Origin of the sequence: Microbacterium sp. M (assembly GCF_045181065.1) — a bacterium.
GTDB lineage: Bacteria > Actinomycetota > Actinomycetes > Actinomycetales > Microbacteriaceae > Microbacterium.
Window position 1 is genome coordinate 3,362,737 of the sequence record NZ_CP173721.1, and the last position, 18,828, is coordinate 3,381,564.

Below are 18,828 nucleotides of genomic sequence, written 5' to 3' on the forward strand. Positions count from 1 at the left end.
GACGTGATGGCCGAATCTGCGGCGATGTCACTCACGTTGCAGGAACAGTCTACCAGGCGGCATCCGACACGGCCTGGGAGCGGTCAGCTCGCGGCTGCGGAGAGGGTGCTGTCGGGCACGGATGCCTCGGCCACCCACACGCGACGAGGATGCGCGGATGAGCCCGCGATGACCCAGCGGCCCAGGGGCGGCGGAAGGGGTTCCGCAGGGTCCGGCCGCTCCGGTTCCGCGGCGGTCGCCACGGGGTCCGCGGCCGCAGCGGGCTCGTCCTGCCAGGCCTCGCGGATGATGCGCCGCGGGTCGTAGCGGCGGGGATCGAGCGCCTGCCAGTCCTCGCGGACGATCGCGGCGCCGGCCTCCTCCTCGGCCCGGCGCTTGGCCTCCACCGTCATGTCCTTCAGCTGCCGCAGCACGGCGGCGAGACGACCGGCGTACTGCGGCATCCGATGCGGGCCGATGAGCACCGCGGCGATGAGCACCACGACGAAGAGCTTCTCGACGGTCAGTCCGAACATTCCCGCGCCTCCCTCCGGTCGTGCAGCCAGGCGATGAGGAGCGCGGTCAGGAACAGCGCGGTCATCGGGACCGCGATCAGGAACATCGACAGCACGTCGGCGGAAGGCGTGACCATCGCACTGAACAGCACGATGGCCACGATCGCGACGCGCCAGCTGCGAGCCAGCGTGTGCGCCGGAAGGATGCCGAGCAGGTTCAGCATCACGAGGAACACCGGGAGCACGAACGCGATGCCGGTGGCGAGCACGATCTTCAGGACGAAGTCGACGTACGCGGATGCCTGCAGCAGCGTGCTGTCCTCGGCATCCGCGAAGCTCGCGAGGAGTTCGACCATGTGCGGGAACAGCAGGAAGCCGGCGGCGCACCCTGCGGCGAACAGCGGCAGCGCGGCGCCGAAGAATCCGTACGTGTACTTCCTCTCGCGACGCGTGAGCCCTGGCGCGAGGAACGCGAACAGCTCGTGCAGCCAGACCGGGCTGGCCAGGGCGATGCCCGCGAACAGGGCGATCTTGAGCTTCAGATCGAATGCGCCGGTGATGCTGTCGTAATTGAGGCTCGCATCCTGCGACTCGGCGATCTCGAGGATCGGCGCGCGGAGCACCTCCAGGATGATCCCGGAGAGCAGGTAGCCGACGACCACCCCGGCCAGGAGCGCCGCCGCCGCACGGAACACGCGGGTGCGGGCCTCTCTCAGGTGCGACGACAGCGGCATCCGGGTCGGGGCGTCCGTCTCGCCCCGAGCCGTGGCGAGGTCGGTCATGGCGTCACTCCCTGGTCGCGGGCTGCTCTGCGGCAGGGGTCTGCACCTCGGTCTTCAGGATGCGCATCGACTGCCCGACGCTGCGGGCGAGGGCGGGGAGCTTGGCCGCCCCGAAGATGAGGACGACGACGGCGAGGATGATCAGTGCGTGCCATCCGGTGAGGTTCTGGAACATGTCTCTGTCTCCTGGGGTCAGTGGGACGGGGGTTCGCCGGGGCCTCCTTCGCCGCCTCCGGGCCCGCCTTCGCCGCCGCCGGAGGGCGCGGCGCCGGCGGTGGGCGTCGTCGAGGTATCGATGCGCACCTGCAGGGTCGCGGTGTAGCCGCTGGTCGCTTCGCCGGTGATCGTGGCCAGTTGCAGGGCCCCCGCGTCGTCGCCGAACACGTTGTCGCTCGCCAGCGTGACCTGCGCGAGGTTCTCGGTCGAGCCCTCGTAGCGCGAGTCCGCGTAGACGGTCGTGGCGGCGTCCTCGGCGAGGGCGATCTGGGACGTGGCGATCGCGTTCTCGGAGTCCGTGATCGAGTCGACGTCCGGGTACACCTCGAAGTGGATGTGCGGCCAGCGTCCCGAGTAGCAGCCGGGGAAGATCGAGGTGAACGAGACGTTGCCCTCGGCATCCGCGACCTGGACGCCCCGCAGGTAGGTGACGTCTTCGAGGCCCTCGGAGTACATCGAGTACTCGCCGCCGGCCGTGCAGTGCCAGAGGTAGACGGCGGCTCCGGCGAAGGGCGCGTCGTCGTTCTGCATGTCGCGGACCTCGAGTCGGATCGTCAGCGGAACCCCCTCGGCCGTCGCGGACCCGTCGATCGATGAGCGGATGTCCTGGCGGACGATGCCGGACTCCTCGAGGACGTCCGGTCCGTTGGACCCGTCGCCGGGGTAGGGACCGGCCGTCTCGTCCGGGATCTCGCCCTCGGCGGTGGAACCCGTCGACGCGTCGGATGCCCCGGAGGAGCCGGACGACGCGCCGGTGCTGCTGGTCGCGGTCGGCGCACAGGCCGCCAGGACGACGGCTCCGACGCCGAGACCGGCCAGCCCGATGACGCTGCGCCGGCTGATCAGGGTGCGGATGTCGAAGGGGGCGCCCTGGTCGACGACCTCCTCGTCAGGACGGTCGAGCGGGCGGCCCTCGTAGGTCGGGCCGGTCGGGGTGTCGACGGGGTCGGGGATGCGGCTCATGATCTTCTCCTCACGTGGAACCGGAAGTGAGTACAGGTTCGCGGAGGAGTCGATCAGGGTCGTATGCCGGGCCTATGCGCCGTTTATGAGTTCGGAGGCGGGCCGGGTGACCGGGGGTCGGATGACCAGCACCGTGACGATGCCGATGAGGATCACCGCGGTCAGCGCCACCGGGATCGGCAGAACCGGGTCGAGCAGGACCAGCAGCGCGCCTGCAGGCACCACGACGTTGACGACGCGGTCGGCGTTCTCGCGGATCGCGATCCACCAGACGCCGAGCAGGAAGACGGCGATCGGCACGGTCACCGTGAAGGAAGCGGCCGTGCTCGACAGCTCGCTGTGGTGCGTGAGCAGGTCGATCTCGGCCTCGATGCCGGCGGAGAACGCGGCGGCTGCCGCGAAAACGAAGTAGTGCGTGTATCCGTATCGCAGCGACCGGCCGAACGACGTGATCGCGCGGTGGTGCGGCGGCCAGAAGTAGATCCACCACAGCGCAGCCGTCACGACCAGGGTCAGGACGGCGATCGCGATGAGCGGGCCGAGGGACTCGACCTCCTCCAGAGCACCGACGATCGCGTTGGCCGAGGCGAGCAGGCTCTCGCCGAGCACGATCAGAGTGAACAGCCCGTAGCGCTCGGTGATGTGGTGCGGATGCCACGGCGTCTGATGCCGCCGCTCGGCGAAGACCGGCACGGCGACCTCGAGGAGCGCGAACAGCACGAAGGCTGCGATCTGGAACGGCGCAGGCACGAAGAGGAAGCCCACCCACAGCAGCTGGACGAGAGCGATGCCCGCTGCGTAGCGGCGGGTGACCGAGCGCAGCGGTTCGTCGGAGCGAGAGGCCCGCAGCCACTGCGCGATCATCGCGATCCGCATGACGATGTAACCGATCACCGGAATCGTGAAGTCGCCGTGTTCGAACGCGGCGGGGACGCCGGCGGCGAGGATGAGCACACCGGCCATCTGCACGAACGTCAGCACGCGATACAGCCAGTCATCCGTCGCGAACGATGTCGCGAACCAGGTGAAGTTCATCCACGCCCACCAGATCGCGAAGAAGACCATGGCGTAGGAGGTGAGCCCGTGCACGAAGTCCCCCGCGCTCAGTGCGTGGTGCAACTGCGCCGAGGCGACGCTGATCGCGACCACGAACACGAGGTCGAAGAACAGCTCGAGCGTGCTGGCTGTGCGGTGAGGCTCGTGCGGGTCGCGGGGCTGCATGCGGCTCAGGCGGAGGCGGTCGGACGCGGTCTGATCTGTCACGGGAACAGAGTAGAGCAGGGGTGTCGCGATCAGCGGCATCCGTTTCGTCCAATCGGATGAAATACCTTTCGCTCACGCGCGCCATCCGCTAGAGTGAGCGCAGTCTGCAGTGCCTGCTGCATCCGGATGTCGCCTGGGAACGACATCCGATCCGTCAAGACGTGGGGTCTTGACGAGCAGCAGGATCCCGAGGGGTCGGGAAGCAGACGACTCCGCGAGCACAACGCTCGCGTACTGGGGAAAAACTGGGGAAGTCATGGCGCACTGGGGAATTCTGCGTTCATTCTGCGCTCGGGGAGTCCGAGCATGACGTCCGTCGAGGACGCCGTCGGACTCACGCGCGCTCCGGCCTTCGTGCCGGTCGCCGCGCCGCGGACCGTCAAGGTCGCCGCGCGCACCGTCGTGACGCCGCGGGTGTCTGCGACGCTCGAGCGCCGGCAGCTGTGGGAACGGCGATACCGGATGCGCCTGCGCGTGACCGACGCGGCGATCATCGTGCTCGCCGTCGCGGTGACCGCGCTCGCGCAGCTGTTCGTGCTGGGGACGCCGGTCGACGCCGTGGTGCGCGACGGGTTGCTGCTGATCGCGGTCTGGTTCCCGATGCTGAGCGCACTGAGCACGCGCGCCGCTGCGGTCTTCGGCTCCGGGGCCGCCGAATACACGCGCGTCGCGCATGCCGGCGGGCTCGCGTTCGGGTTCCTCGCGATCGTCGGCGTGCTGTGGGAGTGGCAGGGACTCCGACCGCTGCTGCTGATCGCTCTGCCCGTGGGGATGCTGGGGCTTCTCCTCGCGCGGTGGATGTGGCGCAAGTGGCTCCTGCAGCGCCGGCGCGACGGGCAGTACGCGTCGCGCACCGTCGTGGCGGGCGATGCCGAGGACGTCAGGTACGTCATCGACTCGCTCCGCCGCGGCGGCGAGACCGCCTATCACGTGGTCGGGGCCACGCTGTTCGACGGCAACGCCGTCGAACTGGAGGTGGACGGGGATCGCTTCCCCGTGCTGGGCAACGTGAACACCGTCGCGACGGTGGCCACTCAGCTCAGCGCGGACACGATCATCGTGGCGAGCCGTCCGGATGGGGATCCGGACTTCGTCAAGCAGCTCGGATGGCAGTTGGAGGGCACGGCGTCCGAGTTGATCCTCTCGAGCCGACTCACGGATGTGGCCGGCCCGAGAGTGTCACTGCGCCAGGTGGAGGGCCTGCCGCTGATCCAGGTGAAGATCCCGACCTACGAGGGCGGGGTCCATCTGCTCAAGCGTGCGCTGGATATCGCCGTCGCGGTCGTGGCTCTCGTGCCGATCGCGCTGCTCGCTCCGGCGCTCGCACTCGTCATCAAGGCGGACTCCCCCGGGCCCGTCTTCTTCCGACAGGAGCGCGTCGGCCGGGACGGGAGGATCTTCCGGATGGTGAAGTTCCGCTCCATGAAGACGGATGCCGAGCAGCAGCTCGCCGCCCTCAAGGAGCAGAACGAGGGGGCCGGGCTCCTGTTCAAGATGAAGGACGACCCGCGCGTGACGCGCGTGGGACGAGTGCTGCGCAAACTCTCGCTGGATGAGCTGCCGCAGTTCTGGAACGTGCTGGTGGGCGACATGAGCGTCGTCGGCCCTCGGCCACCGCTGCCCAGCGAGGTCACCGCGTACGACGGCACGGTCTACCGCCGCCTGTACATCAAGCCCGGCATCACCGGGCTGTGGCAGGTGTCGGGTCGCAGCGACCTCACGTGGGATGAGAGCGTGCGACTGGATCTGCGGTACGTGGAGAACTGGTCCGTCATGAACGACCTGCAGATCATGTGGCGCACGGCCAAGGTCATGGCTCAGCCGAGAGGAGCGTACTGAGGACATGGGCAACGGGGAGGGCCTCACGATCGCGATGGTGGGGACGAGGGGGATACCCGCCGCATACGGCGGGTTCGAGACGGCGGTCGAGGAAGTCGGCCGCCGACTCGCAGATCGTGGGCATCGCGTCGTCGTGTACACGCGCGGGTCCGAGCGCCGGTCGAAGACGTATCTGGGCATGCGGGTCGTTCACCTGCCGGCGCTGCCGGTCAAGCAGATCGAGACGCTCAGCCACACCGGGCTGTCGACGCTGCACCTTCTCGGGCGGCACCGCCCGGATGCGACCTTCGTGTTCAACGCGGCGAACTCGCCGTTCCTCCCCCTGCTGCGGCTGCGCGGTGCGAGGGTGGCCCTGCACATGGACGGGCTCGAATGGCGACGCTCGAAGTGGGGGCCGCGCGGGCGGGCGTACTACCGCTGGGCCGAGCAGTTCGGCGTGCGGACGGCGGACGCGCTGATCGCCGATGCCCCCGGCATCGCCGACTACTACCGTCACCAGTTCGATGTGCCGACCGAGATGATCAGGTACGGTGCTCCGATCCTCGATGAGCTCCCCGCTCGTGGTGTGTCAGAACTCGATCTGGTCTCCGGTGGCTACCACCTCGTCGTGGCGCGGTTCGAGCCGGAGAATCACGTGCTCGAGATCGTCGAGGGGTACCGGCGCAGCACGGCGACGCTTCCGCTGGTGGTGGTGGGGTCCGCACCGTACAGCGCCGACTACACCCGTGCGATCGACCGCGCCGCTGAGGGCGACGCCCGCATCCGCCTCGTCGGCGGCGTCTACGATCAGGAGCTGCTGGACGCCCTGTACGCGAACGCGGCCACGTACCTGCACGGCCACTCGGTCGGAGGGACGAACCCGTCCCTCCTGCGCGCGATGGGCGCGGGGACGGCCGTGATCGCCTACGACGTCGCGTTCAACCGCGAGGTGCTCGACGAGCAGGGGTGGTTCTTCACCGACGCGGCCGACGTGGCCACGCATCTCGTCGATGCCGAAGCGGATGCCGTGGCGACCGCCGAGCTCGGTGCCGCGCTGCGCGAGCGGGCGCGCGATGCGTTCCGCTGGGACGAGGTCGCGGACGCGTACGAGGAGCTCGCTCATCGACTCGCGGCCGGCTCGACGATTCACGGATCGGCACGGCGCGCGAGGCGACGGGCAGCGGAGTGGGAGTTCGAGCAGAGCAGGCAGGTGCGGACGCCATGAGCGCACCCCACACCTCAGAGGCCGAGCATGCTCCGCAGTTGCACCGCGAGACGGCGCGCGTCCGACTGGACGGCGATCAGGCCCTTCCGATGGCCCCGCGCTCGCTCCTGATGGACATCGGCGTGATCGAGCGGATCCGCTGTCAGGCGGCGCAGCCGCGATTGCGGCGTCAGCTGCAGCAGACCGCGGCTTCCGTGCAGTCGGGTCGCGTACGCGGCCAGGTCCGCGCCGGCGCGCCCGTGGCCGCCCCGTTCGGCGATCTCGCCCAGCAGCAGCGCCTCGCGAAGCGTGAAGGTGCGATCGCGCGCGTCATGCGACATCAGGGCGATCTCGCCGCGCTGATGCTTCGTCGCCGTGATGATCAGATCGGCGTCCTCGATCGCCGCCGCCGTCAACTGGACGGCACCGCGCTCCCGGCTCTCCGCGGGCACGGCATCACCCAGGACGTCCAGCGCGACCTCGCAGATCGGATCGGGGCGCAGCGCGTGGGTCCCGGCGCTCGCGAGCGAAACGGCATCCGCGTTCATGAAGGACCGGAGCGTCCACAGCATCATCGGAGAACGGCAGACGTTGGCGTGGCACACCACGAGCAGGCGCTGAGTCACCCCTCGTCCTTTCCGTGCGACCGGGCAAGAATCCACGTCCCCACCTCAACAGGGAGCAGGCCATGACACTACACGACTACCTCACCGCGTTGAGGAAGCATTGGATCGTGGTCGTGCTGCTGGCTGCGATCGGCGCGGCCGCGGGGTTCGGCTATTCGCAGTTCCTGCCGGATCAGTATCGCGCACAGGCGTCGGTGATCGTGATTCCGGTGCGCGGTGACAACACCAGCGAGCTCGTGCAGGGGTCGAACTATGTGCAGAACCTCGTGCAGACGTACACGGTGCTCGCGACGTCGCCCGCCGTCCTCGATCCCGTGATCGAGGAGTTGGAGATCGCTGAGACGCCGACTCGCCTCGCCAATCGGGTGGATGTCTCGGCACCGCTGAACACTGTCGTCATCGAGATCGGCGTGACGGACGCCACTCCCGATGGCGCGCAGTCCACCGCCGACGCGATCGCCGCGGAGCTGGCCGTCGCGGTGGGCGAGTTCTCCCCCACCGGCTCGGACGACCGCCCGGCCGTGCGGATCGAGACCATCGCGCCCGCGCAGCTGCCCCGCAATCCGGTCGCGCCGAACACCCGCATGAACACCATCATCGGCGGTGCCGTCGGGCTCGCCTGCGGAGTCGTGACCGCGCTCCTGCTGCGCCGGTTCGGGTCGCGCCTGACGAGCCGAACCGACATCGCCGAGGCGACCGAGCAGCCTCTGCTCGGCGAGGTGCTGGAGGCACCAGGGGGTCGCGAGCTCGCGTCGACGATTCTCGCGCGCCCGGACAGCCGTGTCGCCGAGTCGCTGCGCCAACTGGCAGCATCCCTGAAGTTCCTCGAAGTCGACGACCAGCGGCGCGTGATCCTCATGACTTCAGCGGCATCGTCCGAAGGGAAGTCGTCGGTCAGCCTGGCGCTGGCGCTCACCCTCGCCGAGGTCGGCCACCGGGTGCTGTACCTGGAGGCGGATCTGCGTCGCCCCACGGCAGCGCGGTACACCCAGCTGGAGGGCAGCGTCGGCCTCACCACGGTGCTCATCGGCGACAGCACGCTGGAGGATGCCGTGCAGGAGTGGGGCCACCCCAACCTGCGCGTGCTGACCAGCGGCGTGCTCCCGCCCAACCCCGGCGAGCTCGTGGCCAGCGGACAGCTGCATGCGATCATCCGCCAGGCCCGCGAGGACTACGAATACGTGATCGTCGACACCGCACCGGTGCTCTCGGTGAGCGATGCGCTGTGGCTCGCACCCGAGGTCGATTCTGTACTGTTCGTCGTCCGCGCCGGAGCCACCAAGAGGGAGTCGCTGCAGTCTGCGCTGACCGCGCTCGGCTCGACGCATCAGTCGCATCTCGGCATCGTGCTGAACGGGGTGCGCAAGTCGGACAAGAGTCCCTACTACGCGCAGGACGAGCAGCGCACCCGTCGCGCGGCGCGGGACCGCATCGCACGATGAACTCGATTCTGGCGCTGGGGGCGAAGGCGCTGACGATGGTGATCTCGCTGGTGTGCGGCGTCCTCACCACGCGTCTCGTCCTCGGCGACGCCGGCGTGGAGTACTACGCCCTGTTCAGCATGCTCACGTCGTTGCCGTCGTTGCTGTCCTTCACGGACCTCGGCGCCGGAGCGGTGGTCGTCAACGGCATCGCCACGAGTGACGACATCCGCACGGATCGGACGCTCGCGGCGCAGCTGACGTCGGTCGAGCGCATCCTCGTCGGCTTCGCCGCGGTGACGATGCTCGTCAACACCGTCCTGCTCCTGACCGGTGGCTGGACGATCGCCTTCGGCGTGACCGGCGAACTGCCAGGGGCGGATCTCGCCGCCTTCGTATGCCTGACCATCTTCTGCCTCGGCGTGCCGGTCGGCATCTGGGTGCGCATCATGCTCGGCCTGCGCCGCAACCACCTCATCATCCTGCTGCAGGGCCTGATCTCACCGCTGACGCTGCTGGGCGTCTGGATGCTGTTGACCTTCGGCACGGCGGACACCTATGCGTTCCTGGCGACGAGCTCGTACGTCGCTTCGTTCCTGGTCGGCGCACTGGGCCTCGGCCTCACCGCGTACGGCACCCGCCCTCTCGTGCCCCGAGCGGCAGCCATGGTGCTGCATCCGCGTCGTCATCCGGGCGTTCGAGTCATGGATGTCGGCTGGCCGATGCTGGCCCAGCTGCTGTCCTACCCCGTTGCCGTATCGACCCAGCGGTATGTCCTCGCGCAATGGGGAACGCACCAGGACGTGGCCGAGTACGGCGTCGCGGGCCAGGTGTTCTTCGCGCTGAACGGACTCGTCGTCGCGGCGGGGCTCGCGCTCTGGCCGATGTACGCACGCCGACGACACCGCGGTGAACTCCGCCGTGGTCCGTTTCTGCTCGCCGGCATCTTCGCGGCGGGCGTCGGCGCCGCGACCGTGTTCGTCGCACTCGTCGGCCCCTGGGTGTTCGATTTCATCACCGACGGCACGCTCGAGGTGCGTACGACGACGATCCTCGCGTTCGGACTGATGGTCACGTGCACGGCGGGGCTGTATCCGCTCGGCATGTTCATCATGGACAAACCGGGCATCCGGTTCCAGGTCGTGCCGACGCTGCTGATGGCACTCGCCAGCCTCGCGCTCTCGATCGTGCTCACCCCCGCGATCGGCACGGCTGGTCCCCCGCTGGGGAACGCCGTGGCCGTCGTCGTCTTCCAGGTCATCCCGTTCTCGTGGTACATCATCCGGCACCGTGCACGGCTGCTCGGATCGGAGACGGCGAGCGCGCCCGAAGAGCCTCAGCCGGAAGACGGCGCTGGGACGGACGCGAACTCGGAAACGGCAGCGTCCCACTCCTGACGTCCCAGCATCCACGCCGTCACCAGGAGGTAGCGGTTCACATAGTCGCGCTGCGTGATGCCGCGCCGCTCCGCGGCATCCGCGGAGGGGGCGGCGACGCGGCCGGCCAGCGCATCTGCGAGCGCGCTCGCCAGTCCTTCGGCATCACCGACCTCGACCAGCCGGGCCTCGTCGCGAACGTAGTCGTCCACGCCACCCGCGGCGGTGACGACGAGGGGCCGGCCGGCGCTGATCGCTTCGATGCACGCGGTCGCCCCCGACGCGTGCCGGTTCTGCATGAGGGGGACGACGACGACGGATGCCGCGGCGTACAGATCCATCAGTTCGGTGCGCGTCGCAGCCGGACGAACGGTCACGTTCGCCGGCCATTCGACCGCACCGGCCCTCGGAGACGACGACGCCACCCGAAATCGCGCGTGCGGAAGCCGAGCGGCTGCCTCAGCGAGCACAGCCCAGTCGCGGTCGGCGTCGTTTCCCACGGCGAGGACGAGCGGTTCGGCCCCGGCATCCTGCTGGGCCATCGGCGGAGCCGACGTCGCCGAGCCGAACGGGATGAGCTCGACGACTCGCCCCGTCACGCTCTGCCGGGAGATGTCACGGTTGACGCGGCTGTGGACGAGCTCGATCGTGTGCGTGCGCAGCAGGGCCGCGACGAGACGGCGCCGCACCGCGCCCCATTCCGCCCACGCATCCCAGAGCCAGACGGACTGCGCGAGCACGGGCACCCGGCGCCCCCTGCGCACGAAGAGCTGCAGCAGGGCGACCGCGAGATGCTCTCGCTCGGTATGCGTCCAGATGGCATCGGCGCTTCTGATGAGTCGGCGATTGCGCCACACATGGACCATGTCGAATCCGAGTCGGCCCGCGATCGAGCGTCGCCGGCGACGCGCGTGCCCGGATTCCGGTCTCGAATGCGTCCACGAGAGCCGCACCAGGGGCTCCGCGCGCTCGTAGCCGTACGGCGTCTCGTCGAGCGTCTCACCGCGGGCGTGCCGCTGCCGCCACTGGACGGCGTCCTGGTCCGCGCTGAGCACGACGACCACGTGGGGGACGGCATCCGGCGTGCGCGGCCCGCCACCGAACTGCGTCCCCACACGGTCCTCCGATCGCTCAGCGCAGCCCCTGATCAGACGGGAAGTCCGCGTAGAATCATTCTAGAGTTCGCGCCGCCGTTTCCTGCCGGTGATCACGCGACGGGCAGTGTCGCGACAGGGGGTGAACCGACACGATGGAGCCGATGACGCATCGATGGCGACGGACGATCACCGCGGAGTCCGCGACGCCTCGCGACAGCGCGCTGCTGCCGGTCCTCGTCGCCGTGGTGGCGGCGATGACAGCGGCGATGCGCGCGCAGTACGGGCCTGGCGTCACGATCTGCCTCATCGCCGGCGTCGTCCTCGCACCGATGTGGGTTACGAACCTGAAGCGGTTCCGTCGCGCACGGTCCCTTCTGCTGGTCGGGGCCGGCGCCGTCGCCTGGGGTGCTGCCCTCACCCAGCTCGACTCGGGACGCTCCTCTTCGACTTCCCTGCTGATCGCACAGACTCTGATGATGCTGTCGTTCCTCTGCTCGATCGGGATGCTGCTGTGGGCGCGCTCGCTGATCGGCACCGGGGCGACGATCGTGGCCTTCGGCGTCGGCGGACTCGTGAACATCGTGCTCACCGGCGGCAATCCTGCGAACCTCTGGAAATATTCGCTCGCCATCCCCGTCGCGCTCATCCTGCTCGGGATCGCCGCGATGAGGAACTCGCGCATCCTGGAGCTCATCGCACTGGTCACCGTCGCCGGAGTCTCCGCGATCTCCGACTCGCGCTCGATGACGGCGTTCCTGCTGCTCACCGCCGTGCTCGTGCTGTGGCAGATGACGAGCGGTGGAACGGGCCGGCTGAGACCGCGGCCCTGGCAGACGATCCTCGGCCTTGCGGCACTGGGTCTGAGCGTGTTCCTCCTGTTCCAGGCGCTGATCCTGGACGGCGTGCTGGGTGAGGCCGCAGCGGAGCGCACCCAGGCGCAGATCGACACGTCCGGTTCTCTGCTCGCCGGAGGTCGACCCGAGATGGGCGCGGCCGTCGGGCTCATCTCCGCCCAGCCGTGGGGATACGGCAGCGGCACAGTGCCGACCTCGAATGACGTCTGGCTCGCCAAGACGGGGATGAGCGCGCTCAACTACGACCCGAACAACGGCTACGTCGAGCGCTACATGTTCGGGGGGCAGTTCGAGGTCCACTCCGTGCTGGGCGACCTGTGGATCCGCTACGGACCGCTCGGTGCCGTCTTCGCGCTCGCGATCTGCGTGCTCGCGGTGTACGCGACCGCGCGGCACGTCTCACTGCGGACCGCATCGGCCGCACTGATCTTCCTCACCGCGCTCGGCGTCTGGGACACCTTCTTCAGCCCGCTGCTGACGTCCTACACGACGCTCGCCCTGATGGCGGCGCTGGCTCTGGCGCCGTCTACTGCCCGTTCTCGACGTGGAAGTCGGTCACCGTCAGCTTCGTGACCGGGTGAGTGGAGTTCGCGCTGACGGCAGCCTTGATCCCGAGCGTGCCAGCCGCCTGGTGAGCGGCCGTGCTGTCCGTCGCCTGGATCGTCCATGCCGCTGGTTCCGCGGCGGCTCCGACCCAGACCTTCACCGCCACGGTCGTCGGATTCGTCCCCGTCACGTTCGTGCGGACGTGGATGACGTCACCGGCGACGTAGGCACCGGGAAGGACGACGCTCCCGCCGCCGAGCGGTGTCTCGTCGCGCAGCGCGTACACGCGGATCGCGCCGCCCGACTCGAGGCGCACCCGTGAGGAATACGTCGAGGCGCCGACCACTCGTCCGAGCACGGTGATGCTCATCGCACCACCGGCCGGGACGACATCGGCTGCGAAGTTCGTCGTGATCACGGCATCCGTCGTCGACACCGCGTTCAGTCGCGCCTCGCGCGTGTGCGATGGTGCGAGAGAGATCGCGCCGACTCCACCGCCGACGGCGAAGGCCGCGGCGCCTCCCGACGTCGTCCAGGCTCCCCCCACGGGGGCGCTGCCCCAACCGCCGGTGACCTCCCTGTCGAACGAGTCGTCAGCCACGACGTGCGCCGGGGGCGGATCGCTCACGATGACCTCCTCGGTCGCCGTGGCCGTCGCACCGTCGTCATCCGTGACCGTGAGCGTGACGGTGTAGGTCCCTGCCGACGCGTACTCGTGGGACGCCGTGAGACCCGTTGCGCTCGCGCCGTCGCCGAAGTCCCACGTCGCGCCGGCGATCGACCCGTCCGGGTCGCTCGAGCCCGCAGCGTCGACCGCGACCGCGAGTCCATCGACCGTCGACGCGAACGCTGCGGTCGGCGCCTGGTTCGGCGCCGGCGGAGCCGCGACCTCGCCTGCCACGACCCGCAGGTCGTCGAAGCCGAGCACGAGCGACGGCACGGTCGACACGGAGCTCGACGACGTGCGGATGCTGATGCTTCCGGCGGCCTGGAGCTCCGGTGTCGTGTCGGTGGCCTGCAACTGCCAGGCCGACGGCTCGGCCGTCCCCTCGACCCACACCTTGGCGCCGAGGTTCGTGGTGCCCGCACCGAGGGCGGACATCCGCAGGTGCAGCTGCTGGCCGGCGACGTAGGCACCGGGAAGCACGAAGCTCCCGCCTCCGAGCACGTCGTTGTTGCGCAGGAGATACAGGCGGATGACGCCGCCCGGTTCCAGCCGCACCCGTGCCAGGTACTGCGAGCTGCCGACCACGCGGCCGGCCACCGAGATGGTGGCCGAGCCACCGGCCGGCACCGTGTCGGCGGACAGCAGCACGTCGACGGTGCTGTCCGCGGAGGACACCGCGTTCAGCCTCGCCTCACGGGAGTGCGACGGAGCGAGCGCGATCGTGCCGCGACCATCAGAGACGCCGAAGGCGGCAGAACCACCCGTGGTTGTCCAGGCACCGCCGACATCGGCAGCACCCCAGCCGGCGGTCGCATCACGCGAGAACGCGTCCGCCGCGATCACATCTTCGGGGATCAGCACGACGTCGTGGGTGACGCTGTGCGTCGCACCGTCGTCGTCGGTCACGGTGAGCGTGACCGGATAGCTGCCTGGTGCCGAATAGGTGTGAGTGGCGGTCGCTCCCGCCCCGGTGGCCCCGTCGCCGAAGTCCCAGGCGTGCGATGCGATCGTGCCGTCCGGATCGGTCGAGGCCGACCCGTCGACCGACGCGGTCAGGCTCTCGACGTCCGTGGACGCTGTGAAGACCGCTGTCGGCGCGGCATTCGGCGCGGCCGCCGACACCTGCTGGGTCGTCGTCGCGCTGCCGCCTCGGTCGTCCGTCACCGTGAGCGAGACCTCGTAGTCCCCGCCCGCCGCATACGTGTGCGCTGCCGTCTCGCCGGTGCCGTTCGCACCGTCGCCGAACGACCAGCTGTAGGTGGCGATCGTCCCGTCCGCATCGGTGCTCGCGGTCGCGTCGACCGCGACGGTCAGATCCGTCGCTGCTGCCACGAAGGATGCCGTCGGCAAAGCGTTGGGAGCGGCGACCGTCACGTCGTGCGTCGTCGTGCTCTCCAGGCCGCCGGAATCGCGGACGGTGAGGCTGACGGGGTACGTGCCGGCCGCGGCATAGGCGTGCGTGACGGTCACGCCGGTGCCCGCCTCCCCGTCGCCGAAGTCCCAGGTGTACGCCTCGAGCGGCCCCTCAGCATCCTGCGACGTCGAAGCGTCGAAGCTCGCAGACAGGTCGGTGACGGCGGAGGCGAACTCGGCCGTCGGCAACTGGTTCACCGCGCCGGTCGTGCCCGCCTCGAAGTGCTGCTGCACCTGCGCAGCGCTGAGAGCGGTGCCGTAGACCGCGACCTCGTCGAGGGAGCCGACCCAGAACGGATCGCCTTCCCACGTGGTGTCGCCGCCCAGGCGCCAGTAGCCGGAGTAGACGGATGCCGTGGAAACGGTGTTCGAATCCACCAGCGCACCGTCGACGAACAGCTGCATGCCGGCGCTCGACTGCTGTGCCACGACATGATGCCAGCTGCCGTCGCGGTACGTGCCCGGCGCCGCCAGGATGTGCTGCGCGCCGTCGTGCGTGCCGAACTTCAGCTGACCGGACGGCGTCATGTAGACGTGCCGGTCGTAGGTTCCGCTGGCGTTCGTCGTGTTGGCGTTGCTGTTGCCGAATCCGACGAGCTTGCCGCCGCCCGTGCTGGTCGTCTTGAACCAGCCTTCGATCGCGAAGGTGGACGGACTCGTGACGGCGCGCGAGCTGATCACGGTCTGCCGGTTGTTCCAGGTGCCGAAGACGTTCTTCGAGGACGTGAACCGGATGGCCGAGTTGCTCGTTCCGTCGATCGCGCCCGATTCGCCGCGCACGATGCTGGTGCTGTTGTAAACGCCGGGGAATCCTTCCCGGCTGGAGTCCGCCGCCGTAGTTCCGGACGACTCGCCGAGCCGCCAGTACATCGACGGCGACGTGCCGTATACGGCGGCGCCGTAGGCATCGGCGGGTGCGGCGGGGATGGTCGACTCCCGTCCGGAGGCGACACGATGCTCATCCACCTCTTCGCGGCTGAGCACGCGATCGTAGACCGCGACATCCGCGATCTGACCGTTCAGGTAAGTCGATCCGGCCTGCGGCCACGACGAGAGGTTGTCTCCGCCGATCCGCCAGTATCCGGAGTAGCTCTGGCCGTTGGTGACACCGGGAAGCGACCCGATGCGCACACCGTCGACGAAGAACTCCATTCCTCCGGCCCCGAGCGTTCCGACCACCTGGTGCCAGGCGCCGTCGTTGTATCCGGTGCCGGACGAGATCGTCTGCACCGAGCCCGGGTACACGCCGAAGGTGAGCCGCCCCTGGCCGTTGATGTAGATGTGCCGGTCGTAACTCGCTGAGCTCCCCGTGGCCGCGTTGCCGAACCCGACGATCTTGCCGCCGTTCGTGCTGGTGGTCTTGAACCATGCCTCGACCGAGAACACGTCCGGTGCCGGTCGTGCCGTGGTGGTGACCCCGAAGGAGTTGGACCCGGAGAAGCTGCTCGCCTTGGAGGACTCTCCGACGACCTGTCCCGTGACGTTGCGCGTCACGTTCGAGGTCAGTTTCACATCGTTCGCGCCGACCCAGTCGTACGCGGCTGTCCCCGATGCCTCGGACAGCGGCCAGTAGCCGACCGGCTGCTGGTCGATGATCGCCTGGTTGTACGCGGTTCCGGTGTTGGTCGCCGAGACCGTCACCGCCCGCCAGTCGGAGACCGTGCTGTTGCCGGTCGGATCCGTCACGCGGACGCGGTACTCGTAGGTCTGCCCCGCGACGAGTCCGGTGTCGGTGTATCCCAGGGATGGGCGCACCCAGTACGTCGATTCGGCCTTGACGGTGTGCACCGGCGCCGCGACGCCACGACGGAAGACCTCGTAGGTGAGCTGCGCGTTGTCGGGATCGTAGTTCGCCTGCCATCCGATGCGGGCGGTGCCGGCGCGGAAGGATGTCGTCGTGATCGGCCACGCGCCTCCGAGGATCTTCGGTCCGAAGTCGTTCGGCGCCTTGTCGACGGTGGTGAATCGGACGAGTCCCTGCTGACCCACACCGCTGACCCGCGTGAACTCGCCGGCGTAGAGGAGATAGTCCCCGGAGCCGGTGACGTCCCAGCCTGCCTGATTGATGCCGGTCGCCGATCCGGAAACCCATTCGGGGTACCAGTGCAGCAGACGCCCTGCCGGCTGACCGGTGAAGCTGCGATAGCCCCAGATGTCCGGCGTGATGGTGCGGTCGGACGGCTCCTTGGAGAAGGCGAGGGAGTAGTCCAGCTTCCATGGATTCAGCTGCGGGAACTCACCGATGTTGCCGCAGTAGTGCGAGTGGTCCGCCTTGTAGACCGCACCCTTGAACGGGAAGACGGAGTAGGAGTCACCGTGGCAGTCCTCCATCCAGACCATGGAGCCGTCCGCCCAGCTGGCGCGGAAGGAGCCTTCGAAATCGTCCTCGGTCTTGCTGCCACCGAAGTCGTACCCCGTGCCGTAGACGCTGTCTCCGTCCGAGGCCAATGAGTAGATCGCGGATGCGGTGCCGGCGTTGCGAATGACGCTGTTGATCGCCCACGGAAGGCTGGCCCCCGTCGAGGCATCCAGCGCCGCGAGCCCGCGGCCCGGGTTCGTCGATCCGTTGGTCGACGTGAAAGAGCCGCCGATGACGACCTTGGACGCATCAGGCGACACGACAACGGCGCGAGCACCGTAGCCGCCGGCGAGCACAGGGTTGAACGGGAGCACGGCACCCGTTTGCGCGTTCAGCGCTGCAACACGGGTGCGCGGCGTGTTGTTCACGTTCGTGAACTCCCCAGCGATGTAGACAGTGGTGTCGGTCGCGACGATGTCGATCACCGCACCATTGGCGCCAGGAGCCCAATTGCCGATCAGCGCACCTGTCGCGGTGTCGAATGCGGCCAGCCGATACCGCGCGACGCCGTCGACGCTGGTGAACCCACCGGCGACGTAGAGCCGGGTGCCGTCCGGAGAGACCGCAGAGCCGAGGACGCGTCCGTTCACCGCCGGGGCGAACGACTTCATCACCCCGGTCTGGATGTCGTAGGAGAGCATGTTCGCTCGCGAGGTCTCGTTCGTACCAGGGGCGGCACCGGCCGGGCGTGCGCTGGTGAACTCACCACCGGCGAACACCGTCGTCCCGGCGACCGACTGCGTCCACGCGACACCGTTGATCTGCACGGTCGGCAAAGGGTCCGCGCTCACGGTCGCCGGCGCATTGACCGTTTCGGGCGGCGGCGCGGTGTCCGCTGATGCCGGTGGCGCGACGACGAGAGCACCGAACAGCGCCGCGATCGTCATGCCCGTCGCGATCACGAGTGAACGCGTCCTGCTGCGGCGCACAGACGTCGCCGATTCCCCAAAAGCTGTCACGATCGTGACCTTCCCCAGATGAGCCGTCCCCACGGCATGTTCACCGCACAAGAATGCGGTCCCGGGCGTCAGTGTAGCGCTACGAACGCTCCAGGGGAAGTGCCGATGTGCGGCGGTGGGTCAGTCGAGAGCACCCTCGAACACCACGGTGGCCTCGCCTGCGCGGTAGTCGACTCCGATGGTCACGTCCGAGCGGGCGTCGGCGGCGACCGTGAAGAGGAACACGCCCTCGGCGGAGTCGCCCGGCGCGATGGTGCCTTCGAACGGCTCGCCGCCGGGTTTGGTCAGTGCAGGCGCCGGCTTGCGATCGGCGCCGGTGTACGCGTTCACGATGATGAACGCGGTGTCCAGCGGCTCGTCGGTCGCGTTCTCGATGCGCACGGTGACGCGGATCGCCGGCCCCGATGTCTCACCCGGTGCGACGCCTTCACCCTCGATGGCTTCGACCAGGGGCAGCGAGACGACGACGCCGTCCGAGCCCACCGCGGGCTGCGTCGGTTCGACCGGCGCGAGCTCAGGGGCGATCGGGCTGTCGGATGCCGTCGGCAGCGGTGTCGGCGTGACCGGCGTGCCGCTCGCGGACGTCAACGGGGTCGGCTCGGCCGTCGGGGTCGATGTCGGTGACGGCAGCGGCGGCGTCGCCACCGTGTCGGTCGACCACGGTCGAGCGATCAGCAGCCAGATGACGACGGCCGCCACGACGAGCACGGCGATTCCCGCGATGACCGGCCAGCGGCGGCGCGTCTGCGACGAAGGATTGTCCACGATGC

At 69.0% G+C, this 18,828-nt stretch carries 14 protein-coding genes; 5 read left to right on the top strand and 9 right to left on the bottom strand.

All coding sequences use genetic code 11. The features are described 5' to 3' along the window. Nucleotides 1-83: 83 nt before the first annotated feature. From ACI7YT_RS16415 to ACI7YT_RS16435, 5 genes are all read right to left on the bottom strand, one after another. A complete protein-coding gene (locus tag ACI7YT_RS16415) occupies nt 84-515 on the bottom strand; it encodes a twin-arginine translocase TatA/TatE family subunit (protein WP_406246999.1) in 432 nt (143 codons plus the stop codon). Further along, nucleotides 503-1,276 carry a twin-arginine translocase subunit TatC gene (gene tatC, locus ACI7YT_RS16420; RefSeq protein ID WP_406247001.1) on the bottom strand — a complete coding sequence of 258 codons (774 nt, stop codon included), beginning with the start codon at nt 1,274-1,276 and terminating at the stop codon, nt 503-505. Before tatC ends, ACI7YT_RS16415 begins: the two co-directional genes overlap by 13 nt. A gap of 4 nt (nt 1,277-1,280) precedes the next feature. Further along, on the bottom strand, nt 1,281-1,451 hold the full coding sequence (gene tatA / locus ACI7YT_RS16425) for a twin-arginine translocase TatA/TatE family subunit (RefSeq protein ID WP_406247003.1): 171 nt from the start codon (nt 1,449-1,451) through the stop codon (nt 1,281-1,283). A 17-nt stretch (nt 1,452-1,468) separates the two neighbouring features. Continuing rightward, entirely contained in the window at nt 1,469-2,455 is a 987-nt protein-coding gene (locus ACI7YT_RS16430) for an intradiol ring-cleavage dioxygenase (protein WP_406247005.1), read from the bottom strand. A gap of 72 nt (nt 2,456-2,527) precedes the next feature. Beyond that, complete coding sequence (locus tag ACI7YT_RS16435) at nt 2,528-3,676, bottom strand: low temperature requirement protein A (RefSeq protein WP_406250600.1); 1,149 nt, start codon at nt 3,674-3,676, stop codon at nt 2,528-2,530. A 348-nt stretch (nt 3,677-4,024) separates the two neighbouring features. Here ACI7YT_RS16435 and ACI7YT_RS16440 point away from each other — a divergent pair, with 348 nt between their 5' ends. Continuing rightward, on the top strand, nt 4,025-5,557 hold the full coding sequence (locus tag ACI7YT_RS16440; protein WP_406247006.1) for a sugar transferase: 1,533 nt from the start codon (nt 4,025-4,027) through the stop codon (nt 5,555-5,557). 4 nt (nt 5,558-5,561) lie between these two features. Beyond that, entirely contained in the window at nt 5,562-6,761 is a 1,200-nt protein-coding gene (locus ACI7YT_RS16445; protein ID WP_406247007.1) for a DUF1972 domain-containing protein, read from the top strand. 14 nt (nt 6,762-6,775) lie between these two features. Here ACI7YT_RS16445 and ACI7YT_RS16450 read toward each other — a convergent pair whose 3' ends face one another. Next, nucleotides 6,776-7,366, bottom strand: a complete 591-nt coding sequence (locus ACI7YT_RS16450) for a hypothetical protein (RefSeq protein WP_406247009.1) — start codon at nt 7,364-7,366, stop codon at nt 6,776-6,778. A 62-nt stretch (nt 7,367-7,428) separates the two neighbouring features. Between ACI7YT_RS16450 and ACI7YT_RS16455 the strand changes: the two genes are divergently transcribed. Together ACI7YT_RS16455 and ACI7YT_RS16460 are read left to right on the top strand one after the other, a co-directional pair. After that, on the top strand, nt 7,429-8,808 hold the full coding sequence (locus ACI7YT_RS16455) for a polysaccharide biosynthesis tyrosine autokinase (protein WP_406247011.1): 1,380 nt from the start codon (nt 7,429-7,431) through the stop codon (nt 8,806-8,808). Next, a complete protein-coding gene (locus tag ACI7YT_RS16460; protein WP_406247013.1) occupies nt 8,805-10,184 on the top strand; it encodes a hypothetical protein in 1,380 nt (459 codons plus the stop codon). The genes ACI7YT_RS16455 and ACI7YT_RS16460 overlap by 4 nt, the downstream gene beginning before the upstream one ends. Here the strand turns inward: ACI7YT_RS16460 and ACI7YT_RS16465 are convergent. After that, nucleotides 10,124-11,278 (bottom strand): glycosyltransferase, encoded by a 1,155-nt coding sequence (locus ACI7YT_RS16465; RefSeq protein ID WP_406247014.1) that lies wholly within the window; start codon nt 11,276-11,278, stop codon nt 10,124-10,126. The two genes, ACI7YT_RS16460 and ACI7YT_RS16465, sit on opposite strands and share 61 nt — an antisense overlap. Nucleotides 11,279-11,421: 143 nt before the next feature. Between ACI7YT_RS16465 and ACI7YT_RS16470 the strand changes: the two genes are divergently transcribed. Then, entirely contained in the window at nt 11,422-12,687 is a 1,266-nt protein-coding gene (locus ACI7YT_RS16470) for a hypothetical protein (protein WP_406247015.1), read from the top strand. On the opposite strand, the gene ACI7YT_RS16475 is transcribed toward ACI7YT_RS16470, so the two are convergent. Together ACI7YT_RS16475 and ACI7YT_RS16480 are read right to left on the bottom strand one after the other, a co-directional pair. Beyond that, the gene (locus ACI7YT_RS16475; protein WP_406247017.1) at nt 12,641-18,058 is read right to left on the bottom strand and encodes a PKD domain-containing protein; all 5,418 of its coding nucleotides are present in this window, start codon (nt 18,056-18,058) and stop codon (nt 12,641-12,643) included. The two genes, ACI7YT_RS16470 and ACI7YT_RS16475, sit on opposite strands and share 47 nt — an antisense overlap. A gap of 120 nt (nt 18,059-18,178) precedes the next feature. Continuing rightward, nucleotides 18,179-18,823: a hypothetical protein gene (locus tag ACI7YT_RS16480; protein WP_406247019.1), complete on the bottom strand. Its 645-nt coding sequence runs from the start codon at nt 18,821-18,823 to the stop codon at nt 18,179-18,181. Nucleotides 18,824-18,828: the final 5 nt, after the last annotated feature.